This window comes from Lysinibacillus sp. fkY74-1 (genome assembly GCF_053165895.1).
This window is the reverse complement of the sequence record NZ_CP170173.1, coordinates 724,610-748,898: the sequence shown is the minus strand read 5'-3', so window position 1 is coordinate 748,898 and position 24,289 is coordinate 724,610. Positions and strand designations below refer to the sequence as shown.

The window sequence follows — 24,289 nt, the reverse complement described above, 5'->3', positions numbered from 1 at the left end:
TCTTTAACCTTTTAATGAACCAATCATGACACCTTTTACAAAATATCTTTGTAAGAATGGATAAAGCATTAACATTGGTAGGTTAGCAACGATTAAAACTGCGTATTTTAACCCTTCAACGCTAAGTTTTTGAGCTAAAAAGCTTTCTGACGTCGCTTTAATCATATCGTCAGCTTGTCCTTGAATTAATATTTGCCTCAGAATAAGTTGTAATGGAAACTTATCTTGGTCTTGCAAGTAAATCAATGCCTGGAAATAAGAGTTCCAATGTCCTACAGCGTAAAATAAAACCATGACTGCCATAACAGGTAATGATAATGGAAGTACGATACTCCATAAAATACGGAAGTTCCCTGCACCATCAATCATGGCCGATTCCTCTAATTCATATGGAATGGATTGAAAAAATGTCCGCATAATAATGATGTTCCATACAGCTACTGCATTCGGAATAATCATGACCCAAAATGTATTTATCATGCCCAAATCACGGATTAATAGATAGGTAGGAATTAATCCCCCACTGAAAAACATGGTGAATACCATAAATGCCATAATAAAGCCCTTTCCTTTCAAATGTCTACGAGAGAGAGGGTAGGCTGCACAAATGGTCATCACGATATTAAGTAACGTTCCAAAGAATGTGTATTTCAACGTGTTAATAAATCCATTAATAATATCTGGATTTTGGAATACTTTTTCGTAAGCCTCCACTGTAAATTCCTTTGGCCATAGCCATAGATCCCCTGAAATGACATACTCAGGATTACTAAGAGAAGCACTCAAAACAAAAATAAGTGGATACAAAACAACAACTGCTACAATGGCTAAAAAAATATAATTAAAGATAGTAAACGCACGATCGCCCTTTGATTCTTTCATGTCAATCTCTCCTTTACCATAAACTTGTATCACTCACTTTTTTAGCTATTCTATTAACCATAATAAGGAGGATAAAATTAATGATAGAGTTGAATAAACCAACTGCTGCCGAAAAGCTATATTGTGCCTCTAAAATTCCGCTACGATAAACAAAAGTGGATATAACATCTGATGCCGACATATTTAAATCATTTTGCATTAAAAATACTTTTTCAAATCCAATGGCCATGACAGATCCTACATTTAAGATAAATAAAATGATAATCGTCGGCAAAATCGCAGGAATATTGATATGAATAATCCTTTGAAATTTTGATGCTCCGTCTATCATTGCTGCCTCATGCTGTGCTGGATCTACGGCAGCCAAAGCTGCAATATAGATGATGGAACTCCATCCCATCGTTTGCCAAACATCAGACAGTACATATATGGATTTAAACCATGTAGGTTCTGAAATAAAATCTACGGGTGTACCCCCAAACAACATAATCATTTGGTTAATCATCCCATCCGATTTTAAGAATAGTAATAGCATCCCAACAACTACTACTGTGGATAAAAAATGTGGGGCATAAATGACTGTCTGTACAAATTTTTTAAAACGAAGACTCTTCACTTCATTTAGTAGCAAGGCGATAATGATGGGTATTGGAAAAGAAATAAGTAGCGTAAATACGCCAATCCCAATTGTGTTTCTGATTAAACGCCAAAAATAGTAGCTATCAAAAAAGCGTTCAAAATGCTTTAATCCTACCCACGGACTCCCCATAATTCCCTTAGTAGCAATAAAATCTTTAAAGGCAATTTGCAAACCATATAGTGGGTAATAATGGAAAACCAAAAAGTAAAGGATAACAGGGGCTAGTAATAAATAGAGCTCCCAATTTTTTTTGATAGATTTTTTCCACTCAACCAGGTGATTTTTCTTTACCTTTGATTGCTTTTTGAAAAAACGTTTTGTTTTAAAGGGCTTTTCCTCAACAGTTGTTTTATCTAAAAGCGTCATGACTACACCCCCTATTTATCAATGTTGCAGAATGGTAGATTCCTTCTGAATCTCAATAACCTTACCTCCGCTACGAATGGATTCTGTAGCCGCGCAACCCACTGCTACACTCATTCGTCCGGCAAATGGCGTTGTTAAAGGTTTCTTATCGTAGAGGATGAGTTCTACAAAATCTTGGGCAATTTTTGGATCAGCACCACCATGGCTACCTTCCTCAGGCTTCATTTCGTAAACAACATTACTTAGTTCCTCCCAAGAATTTGATTTTCGTGTTTTTAAATAAATTTTATTATTGATATCATCATTTTCAATACGCCCCTTCGTACCAATAAATGTATAATTCCGCGAATAATCTGGTGTGAAGTGACATTGTAAATAAGAAGCCTTTATGCCACCTTCTAATTCCATCATGACCATATTATTATCCTCCACATCAATTTCTTCACGGAACGCACATTCTGTAAATGTATGGGCAACATATTCTGGACAAGTTTTTTTCTGATCGCAGGTAGGACATGTTAATGTATTTGGCTGATTTCCACCATAATAATCTAAGCTACCAAACGCAGATACTTTCTGCGTATATTTCCCTGAAATCCAATGAATGACATCTAAATCATGTGAGCCTTTTTGAAGTAGTAAAGAGGTTGTATTTTTTGAATTACCATGCCAATCGTGGTAGTAGAAATAACCACCGAATCCAACAAAATGTCGCACCCATATTGCCTTTAGTTCTCCAATGGCGCCTGAATCAATTAGGCCTTTCATCGTTTGATACATACTCATATAGCGCATATTAAAGCCCACCATGAGATGCTTTCCTGATTTTTCCCATGCATCTAATATTCGATCGCAACCTTCTACCGTTATGGCTAATGGTTTTTCCGCATACACATGCTTACCCGCTTTTAAACAAGTAATAATATGTTCCTCATGTAAATAATCTGGCGATAAAACCGCAATTGCATCGATGTCATCTCTTGTTAATAACTCTTTATAGTCCTTTGTTAAAAATAAAGGTGTATCAAATTTCTCCTGAAATTTTTCTAAACGTTCTTGAGAAATATCGGCTAACGCTACTATTTCTGATTCCCCGGTAGGCTTATGCCAGTATTGTGCCAAGCCCCCTCTTAAACCAGCTCCAATAACACCTATTCTTATTTTTTTCATTTTTTTCCCCCTCGTTTCATCCTTATGGCCCTGTATTCATAAACGTAAATAACCTCAATTATCCATAACAACACAACTACACGTCAACACGTTGTAGGTACAAGTTAATATATAATGAATATTCAAAAAATTTAACTGGGATAAATATATAATTCCTATACTTAGTATGTCAATACCTAAATGATGGTTGCTTGTATGCAGCAAATGCTATTCACATGAGTTGACTCATCCTAAAATTTAGAAAATATAACGCTTCCTTAAAAGCTCAATCTACTACTCTTTTCATTTAAATTTTTTTCGGATATGCCAAGTTCTTCAACAGTACCCTAGCTATTTTAGACTCAATCACCCATGTTGATCAAAAAAAATATCTGAGCACAGGGGTTACCTGACTCAGATATTTTATAGGAGCAGAAATACTTGATTTTATTGCTTAGCTGGAATAAACCCAGCGGCTTCTGCTTCTTCTTCAGTGCAGAACATCTCCTCAGCTACTGTATTATCATAGTCCCGTTGCCCTGGCATATGATAAATTTTGTTACCTTTGGAATTAATATTTCCTTTGATTTCGCACCTGTCCTTCTTATTATTGGTATTCGATTTATCCTCAGCTATGTTAGACTGGTTTCCTTCTTTTATGGCAGCATCGTATACATCTTTATCGTATCCACGATTTGTTACATAGTCTTCAACTGACCATATCCCAATAGCTGATTGTTGTGCAATTTTTTGAATCGATTTAAACCAATCTACATGCTTAGTATTTGGATCATATATATATGCTACACGTGCTAATCCATTTTTTAACAACTGCTCCTGAACACTTATACCTTCTTTGGTATAAATATAGGCAAGTAGTCTTTTATATTTATCACGATAAGAAACGTCAAACTCTAAATAGACTGTATCTTGACCAGCTAATAGTTGTTTAGTAAATTCTTTAGCTTCTGGTCCGTATGGTTGCTCTCCTAGTGTCTCATGATTAGTTTCCGGGGTATCAACAAGTAAAAAACGAACTTTTTCAGAGCTTCCATTATATTTTATTCGTATTGTGTCGCCGTCAATGACACTTTCTAGTTCATATTCTTCAAACTGACTTACATCGTGTTTCTCTGCATTTTCTATCGTTGAAGATATTAGATCTTCTATATCGTCAGTCTTAATGATATTCGTACTAGTTTCTTCTGTGCATGCACTCAAAACCAATGTAGAAATGAATAAAGCAAAAATAATTTTCTTCAAATTTACACGCTACTTTCTAATTAATATCCCCTATTAAAATTAAAAAATCTCCTCCGTTAACTAATTTTCCTATAAATAGCTTCCTTCCTACCTTTTATAATACTCCTGTATTGAAATTAAAAGCCTTCAGTCATTGTAACAACTGAAGACTTTTATACATATATTTATTTAAATATTAAATATAAAACAACAGCCAAAATAATTGTTCCACTAGTTATTAGCGTTTTAATATCTGATTGTTTCACTTTTATCTCCCTCAGCTATTTATTTACACTAATAATAACATGTCCTAGCCCTTTTTATATAGATTCAAAATTATTCTAAATCAAAAAGATTATGTACAGTCACTACATAATCCCCTTGTAACAAATATATATTTTTCTATAATTCTTTGAATGTATTAAAGAATTTCCATTATATGCAACTACATTTTATTTATGCAAATAAATATGTACATGTAATGTAGATATTCCATCCTATGCTTTAATATAGTTTAATTAAAGGTTGTTCATTTCAGTAGAAACCTGCTACCTGTCTCTATTGTCCTATAATATGACAGCCATCATGTTGAAACGGCGACCCAATGATTTGGAGAAACCTCTACCAGCTGGCTATTTTCTACCTCGTAGTGAACTTTCACGTCGTCTGTATTTTCAGCATCACTATATTTCTGCTTTTCAATCGCTGGATCGGGAATTGGAATGGATTGTAATAGTGCACGTGTATAGGGATGCTGTGGGTTTGCATATAGCTCTTCACTTTCAGCCAATTCTACAATTTTCCCCGCATACATAACTGCTACCCGATCACTAATATGCTTCACCATCGATAAATCATGTGCAATAAATAAATACGTCAACCCAAGCTTTTGTTGTAATTCCTTTAGTAAATCCACAATTTGTTTTTGAATGGATACGTCTAGGGCCGATAATGGTTCATCACAAACTATAAAATTGGGCTCGACCGCTAATGCTCTCGCAATCCCAATACGTTGTCGTTGACCTCCAGAAAATTCATGTGGATAACGCATAGCATGTTCTTTCTTCAAACCAACAAGCTCAAGCAGTTCCTCCACTCGTCCTAGTCTTTCATCATGTGACTTCACTAGGCCATGAATATCAAGAGCTTCCCCAATAATATCTAAGATTTTTTTTCGAGGATTTAACGATGAATAGGGGTCTTGAAAAATAATTTGCATATGGCGACGCATCGCCTTCAATTGCTTTTTCGTTAGTCTCGTGACAGGAATCCCCTGGTATAAAACTTCTCCATTAGTAGGTTGATGAAGCTGTAGAATAGTTCGGCCTGTGGTAGATTTACCTGATCCTGATTCGCCTACTAAGCCTAAAGTTTCCCCTGGAAGTATATGAAACGATAAATCATTGACAGCTCTTAATGTTTGGCCTTTGCCTAATGAAAATTCCTTTGACAGATGTGTGACTTCTATCAAAGGTTTATTTGGGTCAATACCTGGTTGGATATTGGAAATTTCTTTTGGCTGCTTTTTTTCATGTAGTTTTGGTAGCGCATTCAATAATTTTTGGGTATATGGATGTTGCGCATTCGCAAAAATCTCTTCCGTCGTCCCTTGTTCAACAATTTCTCCTTCTTTCATGACAATGAGACGATCACACATACCAGCAACGACGCCTAAATCATGTGTAATTAAAATAATAGATGTGCCCATTTTCTTTTGCATATCTCGCATCAATTTCAAAATTTGGGCTTGAATGGTTACATCCAATGCAGTCGTTGGCTCATCCGCAATCAGCAGTGATGGATTACATGCAAGTGCCATAGCTATCATTACACGTTGTCGCATACCACCTGAAAATTCATGTGGATATTGTCGATAACGCTCTTCTGCATCACGAATGCCAACAAGTTTTAATAATTCAATGGTTTTTGTGTAGGCTTCGGTCTTTGACATAGATTGATGCTTGATTAAACTTTCAGCCACTTGATCTCCTATTCTTATAGTAGGGTTTGTAGATGTCATAGGATCCTGAAAAATCATGCTAATATCTTTTCCACGAATTGTTTCCATTTGTTTTTCCGCTAATTCCGTTAACTCCTGACCTTTAAATATAATATTACCCGATTTTAAAAATGAAGGTGGAGATGGTAATAAGCGCATAATGGAACGTGCTGTTACACTTTTTCCGCTCCCAGATTCACCTACAATTCCGAGTGTTTCACCTTTATTTAGATGGAAGTTTACATCTTTTACAGCTTCAAACTCTGTCTCCCCAGTGATAAAGGAAACGCGAAGATTATTGATTTCTAAAAGCTTTTCGCTCATTCGACCCATCCTTTTTGAAATTTGTGATTGACTTACTTTCAACTATAATCCATACTTTACAATACTGATAGGAATTATACAATATAGTGTTGAATATTTTATTAACGCTTGGAGGAAATGCATGGTTACTTCAAAAAATCATTTAAAACCTAAGGAATTTATGTTCTTTTCTATGGTTTATCAAAAACTAATGCACCAAAAGCCTTACAATATACTACTTTTCCTTTTAAGTATTTTGGTTCATCCATTTACATACTTTATCTATCGGAATAAGAAACATTCAAATACTTATGATCAGGCTTTTGAATTGCGTAGTCAATATTACTTAGAAAATGGTTTATTTGCACATTGGCAGCAATCATTTGAACAGCAAGAAATAGCAAAAGCTTCATTTTTTCAAGAGGCTGCGTCATCATCGCAAATACAGCAAACTGCTAATGAATTAGCCAAACAAAGGCTTCAACAGCTAGTGGACCAAGATTTACAAAATGAAGGTATACAACCATTAACTTATGATCAATTTTTTAATCAGCAACTGAAAAACAAATATTTTGTAGCTCTTACCTTTCTACCAGCTGTTTTATTTTATGTCGTGCTAATCTTATGTGCGAACCCGTTTTTGCAATTTATCATTGAAAGAATTTTACAAAGCTTCATTGTCATTGTTGGAGTGGCAACGTTAGTGTTTACAATTTTGTATCTATCACCTTTCGATCCAGCCAGAAACTTGCTCGGTGTTGAAGCGACAGCAGAGCAAATCGCCAACTTTAATCGCATTCATGGTTTGGATCAACCTTATTTATCTCAATTATGGCATTCACTATCTGGCCTATTTACTTTTGACTTAGGCACATCCTTTGCAGGTAAAGAAGATATTACGCACAGCATTACAAATAAATTTCCTGTCACACTTGAAATAGCCGTATTATCACTGTTAATGGCGATTGCTATCGCCATTCCAGTAGGTATTATTTCAGCGGTTCGTCCAAATTCGTATTTGGATTATATCTTTATGTTTATTGCTTTAATTGGTTTATCCATTCCAAGCTTTTGGCAAGGTTTAATCTTTATTTTAACGTTCGCGTTAAAGCTACAATGGTTTCCAGCGACCTATAACCCCCAAAATTGGTTATCCCTTATTATGCCAGTTATTGTCTTGGGGACATCCATTACGGCATCCATAGCCAGGATGACAAGGTCTAGTATGCTTGAGGTGATTCACGAGGATTACATTATTACAGCTAAAGCAAAAGGCTTGAATGAATTTAAAGTAATTTCAAAACATGCCATTCGTAATGCCATGATTCCTATTATTACGGTGATTGGACTTCTTTTTGGAGGTATGTTGGGAGGCGCATCTGTTACAGAAAAGGTGTTCAATATTAGTGGGATTGGTAGCTATATTGTTGATAAACAATTTATTCCTGATATTCCCGCAATCCTTGGAGGCGTTGTTTATATCGCTATAACGATTTCCATTGTCAATTTATTGATTGATATCATGTATGCCTTTTTTGATCCACGCATTCGCTCGAAAATGAAGAAGTCTTAAAGGAGGATCACCTGTGAAAAACATCTTACATGTCAAACTACTCTTGAAGATTACACAGGAATATGTCAATTCTCATTTTACCTTTGTCTTTTCCTTACTGTTTTCTTTATTGTTTCTAGCCTATAGCTATAATTTTTCTACCCATAGCTGGCGACCCATTGTACTACTATTCTTTGTTATTTATGCCATTACTACGATCTATGTGGCTTTTGTAAATTTACGAATAAAAAGGGATTTAGCAAAGTTTGGTGAGATCCAAAGAAACACTCGTATTTTCGGCTATCCGCTATTATTAACAGTTCTTTCTGGCAATATTTTTTCTACATCATTTGCGTTTATGCTTGTGTCCACAAGAAAGACTGCCGAATATACGTTTGCTGCTTATGCCTTTATTACACAATTATTCATCATTGGTATTGCAGCATTGAACTTATTTAAACCATATGTAACTGATACCTTTTTACTGGCGATGGGTGTTTTCTTCATACTTGCGCTTATTTATATCGTGATGACCATTTTATGCGTTAAGTTTGTCACACCTACAGCGGCCCCAAGATGGATGCTTATTCCAGGTGTTTTATTACTATTGGCTACTTTCACTGGTAATCTATTTGCTACATTACTAGGTTATAGTCTTATTCAAAAGGCTAGAAGGGCAAACCCTTCTTCTATTGAAAAGTGGCAAAAAATATGGGAAAAGATTTTACGTAATACGATGGCTGTATTCGGGTTATTTTTCATTATCTTTATGTTTTCATTGTCTGTCACAAGCACTTGGACCTTTGACTATGACTTTGCTACAGAAAATAACTACGGTGCTCTGCTGCAAACACCTTCATTAGAATATCCTCTAGGCACAGATAATTATGGGCGAGATTTATTCTCCCGTATTGTATTTGGGGCACGTATTTCATTAATCGTCGGATTTTTCTCAACGATTATTCCTGCGTTAGTCGGAGGTGCGTTAGGGGCATTTTCCGGCTATTACGGAAAAACAACTGACAATGTCATCATGCGAAGCCTAGATATTTTATATGCTATTCCGGGCATTTTGTTGGCCATTGCTATTATTGCTGCATTTGGTGCTAACACGATCAATCTCATTATTGCACTTAGTGTGGGGGCAATCCCAACCTATGCACGTACCATGCGAGCAAATGTCATGCAATTAGCAAATTATGAATTTGTTGAATCTGCCAGAGCTTTGGGAGCATCTGATGCGGCTATTATTTTCAAGCACATTGTTCCTAATTCATTAGCACCTATGATTGTCAAAGCAACACTAACAATTGGTGGAGCAGTTATTTCAACAAGTAGTTTAAGTTTTTTAGGGCTTGGTATTGAACCTCACATCCCGGAATGGGGCAATATTTTAAAAGTTGGTAGTACGTACCTGGAAACTCATTCTTATGTTGCGATTTTCCCAGGTCTTTGTATTATGCTTCTTGTCCTCTCCTTTAACTTCTTAGGAGATGGCTTACGAGATGCTTTAGATCCAAAAACAAATTAACTGGAGGTACCTATGAAGAAATTACTTGTATTTTTATTCGTCGCAGTATTAGCTTTAGCTGGCTGTGTACAGACGAAAACTGACGTAGAAGGAAATAAAGATTCAAAAGATAGTGACAAGAGCAAGGGCAAAGTAGCCATTGAAGTATTAGGCATGGCAGCTTCTGAAGAAGATATGAATATTGTTCGAGACCAATTAGTAAAAAACGGTTTTGATGTAAAGCTTAATATTCAACCAGATTACGGTTCATTCTCTGCCCAAAAAGAAGCAGGCAACTATGATCTTGCTCTTTCAAGCTGGACGACAGTAACCGGTAACCCGGACTATGCTGTTCGTGGATTATTTAAAACTGGTGGAGATTACAGTGTTGTTGCAGATTCAAAATTAGATGCCCTAATCGATGAGGCTAGTACATTAACTGGAGAAGAAGCAGCGGCTAAATATAAAGATTTAGAGCAATTATTAGTATTTGATCAAGCTTATATTGCACCTTTATATATTTCCAATAAGTATCAGGGAATCTACTCAGAGCTAGTAAACCCTAAAACAGTTCATTTACCAAAATCTCGTGCGCAAGTATGGGAACAAATCGAATTTAATGATTCAGCTAAAAATGCTACTGAACCATTAATTTTACACCAAACAATTAACTCTCTAACTTCTCTAGATCCGATTAAAGGGAATGATGGTTCCATCAATACATTAAATACAAATATGTATGTTCGTCTTGTTAATTTAACAGACACTGATGACGTTGTTTCAGATGGTTCATTATCTTATAACCATGTTATGGCAGAAGGCAATCAAGACTATTACTTTATTTTACGCGACGATATTCATTTCGCAGCAGTGAAAGATGGCGCAGCTGTTGATACAGGTGATTTAGTGTCTGCTGAAGATGTGGTATTCTCATTAAACCGTGCTAAAGACGCTAATTCAGTACCAGATCACCGTACTTATAGTATCCATGAAAATATTGAAACTGTAGAGATTGTTTCAGATTTAGCTGAATTACAAAATAAAAAAGTATCTGGCTCTGATCAAACAGTTCTCGAAGCATTATCACAAAATCTCCCTGCCTCTGTAGCGCAATTAGCAAAGGACAAAGGGGCTGTTAACAATGCTTCTGGTTCATATCAAGTCGTTAAAATTACAACACCAACACCATTTCCACAAGTGTTAAATTATTTAGCACACCAATCTGGTGGTATTGTATCTGAAAAACAAGTAACAAGTATAAATACGTATGATGTAGCTAACTATAACCCTGACAAAGATATTGCCTATGGTGATCAAGCTACGGTAACTGAAGGTTCTGCAACTTTTGACAACCAGCTTTATGCAAGTGGTCCTTATATTTTAGTAAAGAAAAATGATTATGAAGCACAATTTGTGAAAAACCCTGCATACCGTGCTGGTAGTGAGTATGAACCAAAAATTTCAAAAATCAATGTTCGTTTCATCTCTGATGTTGATAGTGCTTTATCAGCATTACGGAATGGAGAAATTCATGTTCTTCAAACAGTTCCAGAAACAAAGCTAGATATTGTGAATTCAGACGATAAATTAACTTTAAATACAGCCGATAGCAATGCTGTTTCTTATTTACAAATGAATACATCTGGTCGTGCAGTTTCCGATTCAGCTGATTTACGTAAAGCGATTTTGTACTCCATCAACCAAGACGAGTTCATTAGCTATTACCAAGGCAATAAAAAACCTGCCGTATCAACTGTATCTCCTTTAATTGACACTGGGTTAAAACTCGAAGCAAATAGCGAAAAAGTAAAAGAATTTTTAAAAGCTTATAACGATAAAAAGTAATATAAAGTGATGTTATATGAGTCTTCTTTATAGTTAGGATAAAAATGAGAAAAGCCATTGAGAATAAAACTCAATGGCTTTTGTCTACCCTTCTCCATATTGTAAAAGGCTCTTTTTTTATAGTAGAAACTCATTTTATATTTCATTATGTGATTTTGGTTTTGGTCCTAGCTCTTCTGGCTCGATATCTGCAAATGTTTCGCCCTCTTCCTCTAAATCACGCATACGATGAGCAATGCGAGATGCTGCAGAAGCCGCGATACTGCCAACTAAATCATCTAAAAACGTATTAACGTGATGCCCAGGCTCTGTATCTAATTTTTTAATAATCCCAATTTTTTGCTTGTCTAAATGACCAAAAGTAGTTACTGCAATGCTGCCATATGTAAATACAGATCCTAGTGCGATCGTTTCATCCACACCAAATAAGCCTTCATCAGATTCAATAATTTGCTGTAATGGTGATGATAATAATTTTTTCTCAGCTAGCTCATCTAATTCAATTCCTACTAAAAGTGCATGTTGCACTTCTCGTTTACGCAGTACACGCTCAACCGAATGAACACAATGATCCAGTGTTAAACCTTCATTATAGGTTTTTTGCATTTCGTAAACAATTTTTGCGATATCCTCAATCGCTACACCTCTACGAATTAACGCAGCATGTGCTGCCTTGGCTACTTCATCAGAGTGCACACGGATACTTTTATTATGCATAGCTACCCCTCATTTCGATTTTATTGCTAGTATAGTGCTAGCCCAACCTATTATACCTTTACTTTTGTAATATGGTACAATTTTGTTACAAACACAAGAAGGAGTGTCATCATTGGATAAGGGAACAGTACAGGATTTAACATTCTATAGTGAAGCATTACAGGAAGAATTACAGCTCTATATTTATGTTCCTGCAAATTATTCTCCACTATATAAATACAACATTCTAATCGCATCGGATGGTAAAGATTATTTCCAGCTTGGCGGTATTACAAAACTAGCTGATGAACTGATTGATGACTATGAAATCGAAAATTTAATTATTGCATTTGTTCCATACAAAGATATTAACGATCGACGTCATAAATATATTCCTAGCGGTGAGCAGCATGAAGCTTACCTTCGCTTTTTAGCACATGAGCTAGTACCTTATTTAGATAACGAATTTTCCACGTATCAAATGGGTATGAGTCGCGGAGTGATTGGAGATTCGATGGCTGCTACAGCTTCCTTAATGGCCGCATTAAAGTATCCAAGTATTTTCGGTAAGGTTATTCTACAATCACCATACGTGGATGAGGAAGTTTTGAAGGCTGTCGAAAACTTCAAAGATCCAGCAGCCATTTCTATTTACCATATAGTTGGCAAGGGTGAAGATCAAGTAGTCACTATGGATAAATCTGTGAAGGATTTTTTAACACCTAATCGTCAGCTCCATGATCTTATGATTCATAAAGGGTTTTCTATATTTTATGACGAGTTTGATGGCAATCATACATGGAAATATTGGAAACCCGACCTTCGACGTGCATTAATTGAAAATTTTAATTAATGTGAGTGATTAAATTACGAAAAGTGGATTTTCTGATATACTTAAATAGAAAAATTGTTTATTTACGGGAGGTAATGGACTATGAAGTACGGTATTGTGGCATTTCCATCAAAAAAATTGCAAGATTTAGCGAACACGTATCGCAAACGATATGATCCCCATTTCGCGAAGATTACACCGCATATGACGTTAAAAGACAGCTTTGATGCGTCTGAAGAAGAAATTCAAACCATCGTTAAGCAATTAGATGAACTTGCTGCTAAATATGCGCCTTTAAACATTCATGCATCACGCATCAGTTCGTTTTTCCCTACAACCAATGCTATTTATTTCCGCATTGAGCCAACTGAACAATTAGCTGCTTTCCAACATGAAATCCAAGAAAATATTTCTTATGGGGAAACGAAACATGTATTTGTACCTCATATTACAATCGCTCAAAAAATGTCAGATTCCGAGCATGACGACATTTTTGGTCAATTACGTATGACTGGTGTAGATGAAAAGGATACAATTGATCGCATTCATCTTCTATATCAATTAGAAGATGGTTCATGGACAACATACGAAACATTCCGTTTGTCTGGAGCTGAGTGATGATTGTATAACGTTAAGATTGTTGAAACAAAGGAAGAACATGATGATGCGTTTGCTGTACGAAAAAAAGTATTTGTTGAAGAGCAAGGCGTTCCACTCCACTTGGAATGTGATGCTGAAGATGCAGCTGCAACGCATTTTATTATGTATGATGATGATGAGCCTGTAGGAGCAGCTCGTTTACGTAGTATTGAAAAGAATACAGCAAAAATTGAACGGGTTTGTATTTTACAATCTCAACGCGGTAAAAAACTAGGGGCTTTAATAATGAGAGAAATGGAGAAATATGCCATTTCCATCTCTAAAGAAACATTGAAGCTTCACGCGCAAAGCCATGCGATTCCCTTTTATGAAAAGCTTGGCTATGCGGTAACTTCTCCAGAATTTTTGGATGCTGGTATCCCACATCGAGCAATGGAGAAAAAAATTTAATGAAAGGGTGTTACGATATTGTTCAATGTCGTAACACCCTTTTTTAAACTAAAATTCGCTTGCCACCATTTATCTACTCTATCGTAACAAGCTGCTTTGCCAAGTAGATATGCCATGCGCTACTTCATCATTCTAGTGATTTTATCGAAATCTAGTGATGCTCCATCTTGAATAATAGATTGTACTAATTTATCCTCTAACTCTTGTGTAATCGTTCTGTTAGATATTTTAGCAACACGTCGTACGATTTTTCTTACTTGTTTTTCACTTGTAAAATCCGCATGTTGAATGGCATTGGCTAATGCGAAGATTTCATCCATCGAAACACCTGTTTTTTGCTCAATTGAATTAAATAACGAGCGATGCATGTTTTCCCTCCTATCATTAAAACTCAAATTGACCTTGCGACTTGCCCGAAGCATTCACAAATGGTGGAGGCCTTAACTTTATTTAGGTGTGAACCCTCTAAATAAGAGTTAAAGCCTTTACAATATGTTCATCAAATTAGATGTAAGTAGCGCCAACAATAATTAAAAGAATAAATAGAACAACGATTAGAACAAATGTTGAACCATAGCCAGAGTTGTTGCCTCCACAATAACTATAGTTATTGCCTCCGCAATAGCTATTGTTCCACCCACCAACATTATTTCCATACGGTTGTGAGGACCAGCCTTGATATCCCATAAAAGCACCCCTCCCTTCTACAACCTATAATATGTTTTGGTTGTAGAAATGGGAGGGGTATTCGTCTAGTCGATATTTCCTTTAGGCTTAAAAATTAATGCACCGATAAAGGCAAAAACAATAGCAGCACTGATACCTGAGCTTGTTACTTTAAACATTCCTGTTAAGACGCCAACCAGTCCATGCTTTTCTGCCTCAGCCATTGCTCCGTGTGTTAGTGAATTACCAAAAGAGGTAATGGGTACGGTAGCTCCTGCGCCAGCAAAATTAATTAATGGCTCATATAACCCCATGCCATCCAATATAGCACCGAGGACAACGAGTGTACTTAATGTATGAGCCGGTGTTAAATTACCGACATCCATTAATAATTGGCCGATGACGCAAATAATGCCTCCAACAATAAATGCAAATACAAATGTCATTACCATAATTTATGCCTCATTTCATTGTAATTTCGATCGCATGCGCCGTACATGGAATCGTCTCACCCTGTTGAAACGATAGTGGAGACAATAATGCCCCAGTTGCTACTAGTAATACACGCTTATAGCTACCCGCTCGCATCTGTTGGAGAACGTAACTAAAAAAAACAGCTGCTGAACAGCCTGCACCACTTGCCCCTGATTGAAAGGATTCATCTTGTCCATAAAACTCAGCGCCTGCATCACGCAGCAGGGTTAGCTCCTCATTTTTCACACCATTTTCAACTAGCATACCCTTCAAAAGCTTTAAGCCCAGCTGACCTAAATCGCCCGTTAAAATTAAATCGTAATGATAAATTTTTTGATTGCGTTGTTGTAAATGAGATTGAATCGTTTGAAAGGCAGCTGGTGCCATTGCAGCACCCATATGGAAAGGATCATCCATACCGTAATCAACAGACTTTCCAATTGTGGCGGCTTCGATAGAGGGATAATCTTCACGGTGTTTACCGATTAGCGCATAGCCAGCTGCTGTTACAGTCCATTGAGCAGTTTGTGGCTTTTGTGCACCGTAATTGATAGGATAACGAAATTGACGTTCTATCGCATTATGCTGACTTGATGCACCCGCTAATGAAAAATTAGCAGCACCTAACTCTGTTAACAGACAGGCAATAATGACAGAAGAAATGGAGGTGGCACATGCAGAAAACAATCCAATAAACGGGATTTCCAAATCTCTTGCAGCAAAATTGGTCGGTGTCATTTGATTGACCAAATCCCCACCCATTAAATAATCAATATCTCCACTTTGTACCTTCATTTTCTTCATAGCCGCATCACAGGCTTCTTCAATCATTTTACGATGCCCCTGTTCATTGGTTTTCATTTGCCAACGCTCATCATCATAAACAGCATCAAAATACTGACTAAAAATACTCCGGTTCTCTAAAGGTCCTGCTACAACACCCCCTGCTAATAGGGATGGTTTCGATTGAAAAATGATTACCATGAAACCACTCCTATCACCACGAAGATATATTTAATAAGTGCTACGAAAAATGCTGCGACTACCCCAAATAAAACCACTGATCCTGCTAGTTTAAATAAATTACCGCCAACTCCTAATACTAAGCCTTCTGATCTATGCTCAATAGCTGCGGAAATTACAGCATTACCAAATCCGGTTACTGGTACTGATGAGCCTGCCCCAGCAAATTGGCCAATTCTTTTATATAGACCAAGCCCTGTGAGCAACATGGCAAAGAATACCATTGTTGCTACGGTTGGATTACCAGCTGTGGCTTCTGTAAAATTGAAGAAAATAATATAAAAAAGGGACACAGCTTGGCCAATTGTACAAATAAGACCACCGACAAAAAACGCCTTTGCTACATTCTTTATATATGGAGGCTTTGGTGTTACATTTTGCTCCAATTGCTGATATTGCTCTTTTTCCATTTATGTCTTCTCCTTTGCAAGCTCTTTAAGTTCTTTAATTTTATCGCTCAATTTATTATCTTCAATCTTATCCTTTTTTATTTTATTGGCTTCATAAAAAATTTTATAATCAGCTGAAACAAACACATCTTTATTTGGATATTTCTCATCAAATTTTTTTTGCAACTTTTTCTCTAACTTAGTCTTTTTCCACTTTTCCCATGGTTTAATTTGTACTGCAACAAGCATACTATCGTCATAATGGATAACGGTTGAACGTTCCACATAGTCCTCTTCTTTTATAAGGGCTTCGACTTCACTTCCATTCTGAGATGGACCGTAGACGATAAATTTTTCTTTTTCAGCACAACCATTTAACAGCAATAAAACGACTAAGAGAGGTAACGTCATTCCAAGTAGCCTCAAGTTTTACCCTCCTTTTCTTTAAAGTTTCTCCACACATAAAAAAACTATTCATATATACAATAGCCCGAGTCCAAATTTGAAAAGTACATATTGTAGAAGTAGTAACGAGGAAAGGAGGTGACAATATGGGTTGTGGTAAGCCAACAAATCCTATTGGACCAATCCATTCAGCAGGCTGCGTTTGTGACGTAGTTCGCGCTATTTTAGATATTCAAAATCAAGCGGTGCGAGATGAGTGTTCTCCATGTACAGCTAACTGTTTCTTAGAACCACTAGGCGGGATTGTTAGTCCTGCACGCTCTCAAGCAGATACACGTGTATTTATGTTAATTACAAAAGACGGTACTCCTTTCAAAGCATTCTTTAATTCCCCAACTGCAGATCCTTGTATTTGTACATCCGTATTCTTCCGCGTTGAAGATATGTTTGATGAGTGTTGTGCGACTTTACGTGTTTTAGAGCCTCTATGTACATTCGATTCTAGCGAAAGTACAGTAGATTTATTAAGTCGTGACGGCTGTTGCGTAAATATGAAAAAAATCTGTAAAGTGGATGATTGGAACTCAACAGATAGCTGTATTACTGTAGACTTATCTTGCTTCTGTGCTGTACAATGTATCGCTGATGTTGACTTAGGGATTTGTGACTAATTTCTTTCACCTTTGACACACACACATAAAAAAGTGTACAGCATCCTCTGCTGTACACTTTTTTTATAATGTTGGTAATTGTCTGCCACGCCATAGTACTTGTTTTATATCTTCAAAATAAATGATTTCCTGTGTTTTTAATTCGAGTGAGGTAAGCATTAAAGAATCATTTTGTACATCTGAAGCAGAGCCCGTTAATTTTCTACCATCTTTTAAACAAACTAAAAGTGGCTGATAGGCGCGCTGACGAAATGGTTTCTCTAAAAATTGAAGTTGTTTTAGTAAATACGGATCTACCTGCACATCCTTTACAACGTCTTCCTCTTCAACTGTTTCCTCTACATAAGTATGGTCCTTTACGTATACAGATGTACTTTCATCCAAATCAAGTTCATGCAACACCTTAGAAATATTTAAAAAATATGATGGTGATTTTATAAACAAGCGTGGTTCTTGATCCACAATACTCACTTCCCCTTTTTCCATACAATATGCGAAGGAAAGTAATTTGGTTCTTAGCCTATTTGACTTAAGAAAACCGTTGCTAAACCTAAATAAATTAAAATACTGGTAATATCATTTAAAGTTGTAATAAACGGGCCAGAAGCAACAGCTGGGTCTATTTTCAATCGATGCATTAACAATGGAATAAAAGAGCCTGCTAATGTCGCAACTAAAATCGAGCCACAAAGTGCGGCACCTACTAACATCCCAAGTACTAGTTCTTGCTTCCAAAAATAAACGATACCAATGACAATTAAGCCGCAAACAATTCCTGACATTAAGCCTGTGCCCGCTTCTCGTAGTAGTAATTTGAATTTACTATGTTCTTCTACATCTCCTGTAGCAATACCACGAATGGCTACGGCCAAAGCTTGTGTTCCACTATTTCCGGATGTTCCTGAAATCAACGGAATAAAGACAGCCAATAAGGCAACCTTATCTAAAGTATCTTCAAATTGGCCCATTAAATTTGCTGTTAGCATTCCTAAAAACAGTAGTACCACTAACCATGGCAAACGTTTTCTAGCAGCTTGGAATGGTGTGACATCAAATTTATCCATATCGGAAATACCGGCTAACTTAGAGTAATCCTCAGACGCTTCTTCATCCATAACATCAATAATATCATCGACTGTGATAATCCCAAGTAATTCACCTTTGTCATCAATAACAGGTGTCGCTAAGAAATTATAATCCTTCATAATATGTGCGACTTCCTCTTGATCATCTCCTACATGTACCATAACGACACGTTCATTCATAATAGAACGAATAAGTGTATCCTCTTCAGCAATAATTAAATCTCTTAATGAAATAACACCTGTCAAGCGGTGCTCTTCATCTACTACGAATATATAATAAATGGTCTCTGCATCTGGTGCCTCTTTACGTAAAATTGCCATGGCTGAACGCACTGTAGAGTTTTCTGGAATAGCGACATATTCAGTTGTCATAATGGAACCAGCCGTGTATTCATCATAGCTTAATAGCTCATTAATTTCCTCAGCCGTTTCCTCATCCATCATTTCCAGATAACTTTCACGTTGCTCCATATCCAGTTCATTTAAAACATCTGCTGCATCATCTGCATACATATGAGAAAGCATTTCCGCCCCATAAGATGGATCCATTTCAGCTAGATACGCTTTATACTCATCATCTTCAATATCGATTGCCTCAAAAATATCAGCCATTTCTGTCGGAGACAAGAACGAATAGATGATTTTCCTTATGTCAGGTTCCACCTTTTCGTAAAACGTTGCCTGATCATATGGATGAAGTTCTAAAAACTCATCACGGAATGCGTCAATATTATGTGCTTCGAGCATTTCTCGTAAATGTGCTTCGTCAAATTGCACATCATCCTTTTCATTTCTATCCTCTATCATGCTTGTCCCCTCCTTCCGAACTATCCATCTTTGTTACGGACAATACCGTAAATCTACCTTCTATATAATAGAGCGTATTATTCCCTTCTGCAAACCCTTTTTTGTTTATTTTCAATAGGATTTGTATGGCTTCAATATAATGGAATTCCATTCTTAAAAATCGTGATGTTTTCTATTTGACTATACCTTATATTTGTACTTAGAAGATGAAAAACGCGTAAAGAACCCTTTATTTACTATCAAAAATGATAAGGAGATGCCCGTTGTGCGAACATCTCCTTATCATGATTTTAAGTGGAAGATTCTTTAAGCAAATTTTGCATATCTTCATTAAGCATACTTGTGAACTGCAAATGTTCACTTGTTAAGGGATGTGTCATATTTAAGGACACACAATGTAGTGCCTGACGGTCCATATGAAGTCGACTTCCTCCATAAAGCTCATCGCCAACAAGTGGATGACCTAACGACGACATATGTACACGAATTTGATGTGTACGTCCTGTATGCAATGTAAGCCCTATATGTGTCATCGGTTCAGCCCCTAAGTAAAAACGTTGTATTACAGTTACATCTGTATGAGCATATTGCCCATCTTCACGAACCTCTCGCTCAATAATGCTCGTTTCTTTACGCCCAATTGGTGCTACGATTGATTGGCTATCCTGATGAACATGTCCGTGGACAATTGCCTCATATTTCCTTGAAATCTCACCATTACGCTGAGCCAAGCCTGTTAAATGATGAATGTGTGCATGCTTGGCAATACAGAGTAAACCTGATGTATCTCGGTCAAGTCTCGTTATAATATGAGCAGTGGATGCTAATCCTTGCTGCTCAAAGTAGCCACAAACAAGATTGGCAATACTATTGGTTGGGTGTTCACGTGAGGGGATGGTGCTTTGGTTAGCCGGTTTATTTAACACCAAGATTGTATCATCTTCATATACTATAGCCAAATCTCCATGTTCGCTCGTGAGCCCCTCACTCTTTTCCTCAGGAGGAAATGTCACTTCTACACAATCATCAACTTGAAGGGCATATCTTACATTTCGTTCAATCCCATTGACCGTCAATAACCCTCCATTGAACTTTATAGCAGTTAGTGCTCGCTTAGATATACGCCATTCTTGTAGGGCTTCTCGTAATAATTGACCCTCTTTCTTAGCCACAAAGCGCAATGTAAATCTAGTATCCGTCTTACTCATTTGCAACGAATGATTCATGCACACGTTCCCAAAATGGGAATGGACGGAAACGTGCGAAACGTACCCTTTCATTAGCCACGTTAAATACAATTGCCTTTACATCACCCTGTGTAATTTGTAAATGGTCCACTGTCATATTAAAGTTTTGTTCATTTACTGGACGTAATACACAATGATGGTGAGCGGGTAAAATTAATGGAGAACCAACTGTCCTGAATACACGATTATTAATGGATGCGATTTCTGTAATTTGAAGTGCTGCTAAAGTTGGATGAATGATTGCCCCACCAAGCGCTTTATTGTAGGCTGTACTTCCAGAAGGAGTTGACACACAAAGACCATCTCCTCTGAAACGTTCAAATTGATTGCCATTTAGCTCAACGTCCATGACAAGTGTTACATCTGGCGATTTAACTGTTGCCTCGTTTAAAGCTAGATACGTATTCGATGCTGCATTATGATGCTCCACCTTCACTTCTAACAGTGGATATTCCACCACATTAAAATCCTTTTTAGCAATGGACAAAACTAACTTTTCTAATTCAGATGGCTTCCAGTCTGCATAAAAACCTAGATGTCCTGTATGGATGCCCACAAATGCCACTTGATCTAATAAATGAGAATATCGATGAAAGGCATGTAAAAGTGTCCCATCTCCACCAATAGAGACAACGATTTCTGGTGCTTCCTCATCATAAGTTAAGCCAAAATCCTGTAAGTAGGTTTTAGCTAGCTCCATTAGTTCATTGGATTGTGCATCTCGACGTGATTGAATCGCAAATTTCATTGTTAGTCACGCTCCTTCTCCGATAATAAATTAGGATTCGATGCTTCCTTATATTCGCTGAAATACGCCTGCGCTTCTTGAATTTCACTACGAATAGATGACATTTCCTCATCCAAGCGAAATGCTGCCTCAGCAGCACTTTGCAAGCGATTTTTTATTTCCTCTGGGAACATGCCCTTATATTTATAATTTAAAGAGTGCTCAATAGATGCCCAAAAATTCATAGCGAGTGTTCGTATTTGGATTTCGGCTAACACTACCTTTTTGCCCTGAATCGTTTCAACAGGGTATTCAACAATCATATGGTAAGAGCGATAACCACTTGGTTTATTATGTGTAATATAATCGCGTTCTTCCACTACACGCATATCTTTTCGTTGACGGATAAGCTCAGTTACTGTAGCAATATCATCCACAAATTGACACATAATTCGAAGACCGGCAATATCACCGAGTTCATCACCAAGTTGTTTAGATGGCTCAAAGGCTAACCCTTTTTCCAATGTTTTATCATATATACTTGCTAAGGGCTTCACACGTCCTGTTACAAATTCGATAGGTGAATTGGCATTAACAATACCAAATTGTGAACGCATGCCCTTTAATTTTACTTTTAGTTCATCTACTGCTTGTTTATAAGGACTTAAAAATATTTCCCATTGTCCCATCACAAAAACCTCCCGACATTCGGTATCGAACACCGTCTGTTCGTTTTGTCTTTCTATTCAGCGAGAATTGCCTTGAAGTGTTGTTCCACTGTTTGGACAAATTCTGCCCCGTAATTGTAATTTCCTTCAATATTATACACGAGCATTTCCAATTCATCGTAGAAATTAATAAGCTCGATTGCTTCATCATTTATTCGTAGTATTGGATCTTTCTTTTTTTGTAAAATATGTACAAGATTCTCCCAACTACTCGGTGGAAAACGCAAGTAATGATAGTCTTCACCTGCATCCAGTAAATAAATAAATGCAAAATCATCTGAATCTGCAATAAGTTGTCCAGCAGGTTTTAACTGTAAATTTACTTCATTGTCGTTTAAACTAAAATGAAGTTGATCTTGTTCAAAATTCGATGTTTCTATTGTGTAAATTTTACGCACGTGCGGTTCCCCTTTTCGTTGTACTCTTCCTCTTATTTTAGCACAGAGGGTAAATAGTTGCAGTGTGTAAATGTTAAATCAAGCGAAACAGCGAATGAAAAATAAAAAAATAAATAGGTGAATAAATATGACACAAGAAATTGAAATCGAGTTTAAAAATCTCCTAACTAAACATCAATACGAGCAACTGTTACAAGATTTCCACATTCATAAAAATGCTATTCATCGTCAAACAAATCATTATTTCGACACAGCTACTCAGGCTATTCGCAAGCTACAAAGTGGATTGCGTATTAGACAAATTGGTGAATATTATGAATGTACACTTAAAGAAAAAAATACTGAGCATGCCCACCTTGAAACTACAGATCAATTAACAGCGGCTCAAGCTCAGAAAATGCTGAAGGGCGAAGGCTTTTTCGCTCAAGAGGTCGCCAAAAAACTTGCCATTCATAGCATTCCTTTAGACCAATTACGTGTGTTTGGTTCGCTTACTACAGATCGTGTCGAAATTCCGTATAAAGAGGGGCTTCTTGTTTTTGACCATTCTTACTATTTGCAGTGCGACGATTATGAGGTAGAATATGAAGCAAAAGATGCCATAAAAGGGAAAGCAATCTTCGACGAATTTTTACAACAACATGGTATTCAAAAGCAAGAAACTGATAAGAAAATCGCCCGCTTCATGAAGGCTTTACAGCAGCAAAATTCATAATAGTTTAAAAAGAAAGGTGACTAACCTCTTGGATATTCAATCACTAAGATCTTTAATGGAGATTCAAGCATTACAAACACTTGGTTCGACAGATGGTTCATCTACAAACGCTTTAACAGACAATCAATCTATTTTTTCTGACATGATGAATGAATTATTGGGAGATGCTTCAACTGCTAGCAATGCCACATTATCGAGCCTACTAGGTGGAGGCACAGCAAACGCTGATATCTTCAATCAGTTGGCTAATACATCAGAAGCTACACTTGAATCATTGTTATACAAAGGTTCTAATGCTGTGTACATTCCTGATTCTGTTAAGCAGGCATTAGCAACCTCTTATGGGAATACAAAACTCGACTCCTATGTTTCTGATCATGTAATTGGCTCAACTGCCTATGCAAACTCTTTGGCAGGAGCAGATCAATATGCTGCTATTATCGAAAAAGCATCAGCTACATATGGTGTGCCTGAAAAACTTATTGCAGCCGTCATTAAGCAGGAATCCAATTTTAATCCATCCGTTGTTAGTCATGCAGGCGCGCAAGGCTTGATGCAATTAATGCCTCGCACAGCACAGTATCTAGGGGTTACGAATGCTTTTGATCCAGAACAAAATATTATGGCTGGGGCAAAGTATTTGCGTCAAATGCTAGATAAGTTTGATAATGATCCTACACTAGCATTAGCTGCCTATAATGCAGGCGCTTCTCGTGTCACAAAATATGGAGGCATTCCTCCTTTCAAAGAAACACAGAATTATGTCAAAAAAGTGATGAATTACTTCACAGTGTAATCGCATTATTCCTACTATCTATCTTTTTTCTAACAAATTTCACCCGCTGTGGTGAAATTTGTGCTTTTATAGCGAACAACAATTCGAAAGAG

At 36.8% G+C, this 24,289-nt stretch carries 27 protein-coding genes; 9 read left to right on the top strand and 18 right to left on the bottom strand.

Annotated elements, in window-relative coordinates; translation table 11 throughout:
• Positions 1 to 3: 3 nt before the first annotated feature.
• The 5 genes from ACE1MS_RS03465 to ACE1MS_RS03445 form a co-directional block, all read right to left on the bottom strand.
• Entirely contained in the window at positions 4 to 882 is an 879-nt protein-coding gene (locus ACE1MS_RS03465) for a carbohydrate ABC transporter permease (RefSeq protein WP_031418776.1), read from the bottom strand.
• 13 nt (positions 883 to 895) lie between these two features.
• Entirely contained in the window at positions 896 to 1,888 is a 993-nt protein-coding gene (locus tag ACE1MS_RS03460) for an ABC transporter permease (protein WP_012292983.1), read from the bottom strand.
• An 18-nt stretch (positions 1,889 to 1,906) separates the two neighbouring features.
• A complete protein-coding gene (locus ACE1MS_RS03455; protein WP_012292982.1) occupies positions 1,907 to 3,058 on the bottom strand; it encodes a Gfo/Idh/MocA family protein in 1,152 nt (383 codons plus the stop codon).
• A 426-nt stretch (positions 3,059 to 3,484) separates the two neighbouring features.
• Entirely contained in the window at positions 3,485 to 4,300 is an 816-nt protein-coding gene (locus tag ACE1MS_RS03450) for a thermonuclease family protein (RefSeq protein WP_036167268.1), read from the bottom strand.
• Between the two features lie 562 nt (positions 4,301 to 4,862).
• Positions 4,863 to 6,602 (bottom strand): ABC transporter ATP-binding protein, encoded by a 1,740-nt coding sequence (locus tag ACE1MS_RS03445; RefSeq protein ID WP_031418773.1) that lies wholly within the window; start codon positions 6,600 to 6,602, stop codon positions 4,863 to 4,865.
• A gap of 121 nt (positions 6,603 to 6,723) precedes the next feature.
• On the opposite strand from ACE1MS_RS03445, the gene ACE1MS_RS03440 reads away from it, so the two are divergent.
• Genes ACE1MS_RS03440 through ACE1MS_RS03430 form a run of 3 tightly spaced genes read left to right on the top strand, consistent with a single transcriptional unit; the run spans position 6,724 to position 11,488 of the window.
• Positions 6,724 to 8,154, top strand: coding sequence for an ABC transporter permease (locus ACE1MS_RS03440; protein ID WP_447402705.1), 1,431 nt, complete (start codon positions 6,724 to 6,726; stop codon positions 8,152 to 8,154).
• Positions 8,155 to 8,167: 13 nt separating this feature from the next.
• The gene (locus ACE1MS_RS03435) at positions 8,168 to 9,664 is read left to right on the top strand and encodes an ABC transporter permease (RefSeq protein WP_031418771.1); all 1,497 of its coding nucleotides are present in this window, start codon (positions 8,168 to 8,170) and stop codon (positions 9,662 to 9,664) included.
• A gap of 12 nt (positions 9,665 to 9,676) precedes the next feature.
• Positions 9,677 to 11,488 carry an ABC transporter substrate-binding protein gene (locus ACE1MS_RS03430; RefSeq protein WP_447402704.1) on the top strand — a complete coding sequence of 604 codons (1,812 nt, stop codon included), beginning with the start codon at positions 9,677 to 9,679 and terminating at the stop codon, positions 11,486 to 11,488.
• Positions 11,489 to 11,623: 135 nt separating this feature from the next.
• On the opposite strand, the gene ACE1MS_RS03425 is transcribed toward ACE1MS_RS03430, so the two are convergent.
• Positions 11,624 to 12,205 (bottom strand): phosphatidylglycerophosphatase A family protein, encoded by a 582-nt coding sequence (locus ACE1MS_RS03425; RefSeq protein ID WP_008174245.1) that lies wholly within the window; start codon positions 12,203 to 12,205, stop codon positions 11,624 to 11,626.
• Positions 12,206 to 12,317: 112 nt separating this feature from the next.
• Here ACE1MS_RS03425 and ACE1MS_RS03420 point away from each other — a divergent pair, with 112 nt between their 5' ends.
• From ACE1MS_RS03420 to ACE1MS_RS03410, 3 genes are all read left to right on the top strand, one after another.
• On the top strand, positions 12,318 to 13,037 hold the full coding sequence (locus tag ACE1MS_RS03420) for an alpha/beta hydrolase (RefSeq protein ID WP_036160853.1): 720 nt from the start codon (positions 12,318 to 12,320) through the stop codon (positions 13,035 to 13,037).
• An 81-nt stretch (positions 13,038 to 13,118) separates the two neighbouring features.
• Entirely contained in the window at positions 13,119 to 13,634 is a 516-nt protein-coding gene (locus ACE1MS_RS03415; protein ID WP_008174247.1) for a YjcG family protein, read from the top strand.
• Between the two features lie 3 nt (positions 13,635 to 13,637).
• Positions 13,638 to 14,066, top strand: a complete 429-nt coding sequence (locus ACE1MS_RS03410; protein WP_012292974.1) for a GNAT family N-acetyltransferase — start codon at positions 13,638 to 13,640, stop codon at positions 14,064 to 14,066.
• 119 nt (positions 14,067 to 14,185) lie between these two features.
• Here the strand turns inward: ACE1MS_RS03410 and ACE1MS_RS03405 are convergent, their stop codons facing one another.
• The 6 genes from ACE1MS_RS03405 to ACE1MS_RS03380 form a co-directional block, all read right to left on the bottom strand.
• Entirely contained in the window at positions 14,186 to 14,434 is a 249-nt protein-coding gene (locus ACE1MS_RS03405) for a stage VI sporulation protein F (protein WP_008174251.1), read from the bottom strand.
• Positions 14,435 to 14,570: 136 nt separating this feature from the next.
• Positions 14,571 to 14,753, bottom strand: a complete 183-nt coding sequence (locus ACE1MS_RS03400; RefSeq protein ID WP_012292972.1) for a YjcZ family sporulation protein — start codon at positions 14,751 to 14,753, stop codon at positions 14,571 to 14,573.
• Positions 14,754 to 14,818: 65 nt separating this feature from the next.
• Entirely contained in the window at positions 14,819 to 15,178 is a 360-nt protein-coding gene (spoVAE, locus tag ACE1MS_RS03395; protein WP_008174255.1) for a stage V sporulation protein AE, read from the bottom strand.
• Positions 15,179 to 15,194: 16 nt separating this feature from the next.
• Complete coding sequence (locus ACE1MS_RS03390; RefSeq protein ID WP_012292971.1) at positions 15,195 to 16,190, bottom strand: stage V sporulation protein AD; 996 nt, start codon at positions 16,188 to 16,190, stop codon at positions 15,195 to 15,197.
• Positions 16,184 to 16,639, bottom strand: a complete 456-nt coding sequence (gene spoVAC / locus ACE1MS_RS03385) for a stage V sporulation protein AC (RefSeq protein WP_012292970.1) — start codon at positions 16,637 to 16,639, stop codon at positions 16,184 to 16,186. Before spoVAC ends, ACE1MS_RS03390 begins: the two co-directional genes overlap by 7 nt.
• Entirely contained in the window at positions 16,640 to 17,044 is a 405-nt protein-coding gene (locus tag ACE1MS_RS03380) for a YhcN/YlaJ family sporulation lipoprotein (RefSeq protein WP_227256903.1), read from the bottom strand.
• 125 nt (positions 17,045 to 17,169) lie between these two features.
• Between ACE1MS_RS03380 and ACE1MS_RS03375 the strand changes: the two genes are divergently transcribed.
• Positions 17,170 to 17,694 carry a CotY/CotZ family spore coat protein gene (locus tag ACE1MS_RS03375; RefSeq protein WP_008174263.1) on the top strand — a complete coding sequence of 175 codons (525 nt, stop codon included), beginning with the start codon at positions 17,170 to 17,172 and terminating at the stop codon, positions 17,692 to 17,694.
• Positions 17,695 to 17,757: 63 nt separating this feature from the next.
• Here the strand turns inward: ACE1MS_RS03375 and ACE1MS_RS03370 are convergent, their stop codons facing one another.
• From ACE1MS_RS03370 to ACE1MS_RS03345, 6 genes are all read right to left on the bottom strand, one after another.
• Entirely contained in the window at positions 17,758 to 18,156 is a 399-nt protein-coding gene (locus ACE1MS_RS03370; RefSeq protein ID WP_230584342.1) for a hypothetical protein, read from the bottom strand.
• A 53-nt stretch (positions 18,157 to 18,209) separates the two neighbouring features.
• Positions 18,210 to 19,586 carry a magnesium transporter gene (gene mgtE, locus ACE1MS_RS03365; protein ID WP_012292967.1) on the bottom strand — a complete coding sequence of 459 codons (1,377 nt, stop codon included), beginning with the start codon at positions 19,584 to 19,586 and terminating at the stop codon, positions 18,210 to 18,212.
• Positions 19,587 to 19,876: 290 nt separating this feature from the next.
• Positions 19,877 to 20,812: an RluA family pseudouridine synthase gene (locus ACE1MS_RS03360; RefSeq protein ID WP_031418765.1), complete on the bottom strand. Its 936-nt coding sequence runs from the start codon at positions 20,810 to 20,812 to the stop codon at positions 19,877 to 19,879.
• Positions 20,787 to 21,581, bottom strand: a complete 795-nt coding sequence (locus tag ACE1MS_RS03355) for an NAD kinase (protein ID WP_031418763.1) — start codon at positions 21,579 to 21,581, stop codon at positions 20,787 to 20,789. Before ACE1MS_RS03355 ends, ACE1MS_RS03360 begins: the two co-directional genes overlap by 26 nt.
• A 2-nt stretch (positions 21,582 to 21,583) precedes the next feature.
• Positions 21,584 to 22,249 carry a GTP pyrophosphokinase gene (locus ACE1MS_RS03350; RefSeq protein ID WP_012292963.1) on the bottom strand — a complete coding sequence of 222 codons (666 nt, stop codon included), beginning with the start codon at positions 22,247 to 22,249 and terminating at the stop codon, positions 21,584 to 21,586.
• A 53-nt stretch (positions 22,250 to 22,302) separates the two neighbouring features.
• Entirely contained in the window at positions 22,303 to 22,686 is a 384-nt protein-coding gene (locus tag ACE1MS_RS03345) for a UPF0738 family protein (RefSeq protein WP_012292962.1), read from the bottom strand.
• A gap of 127 nt (positions 22,687 to 22,813) precedes the next feature.
• Between ACE1MS_RS03345 and ACE1MS_RS03340 the strand changes: the two genes are divergently transcribed.
• Together ACE1MS_RS03340 and ACE1MS_RS03335 are read left to right on the top strand one after the other, a co-directional pair.
• The gene (locus ACE1MS_RS03340) at positions 22,814 to 23,401 is read left to right on the top strand and encodes a CYTH domain-containing protein (RefSeq protein ID WP_012292961.1); all 588 of its coding nucleotides are present in this window, start codon (positions 22,814 to 22,816) and stop codon (positions 23,399 to 23,401) included.
• A gap of 28 nt (positions 23,402 to 23,429) precedes the next feature.
• Complete coding sequence (locus ACE1MS_RS03335; RefSeq protein WP_031418761.1) at positions 23,430 to 24,197, top strand: lytic transglycosylase domain-containing protein; 768 nt, start codon at positions 23,430 to 23,432, stop codon at positions 24,195 to 24,197.
• The last annotated feature ends 92 nt before the right edge of the window (positions 24,198 to 24,289 follow it).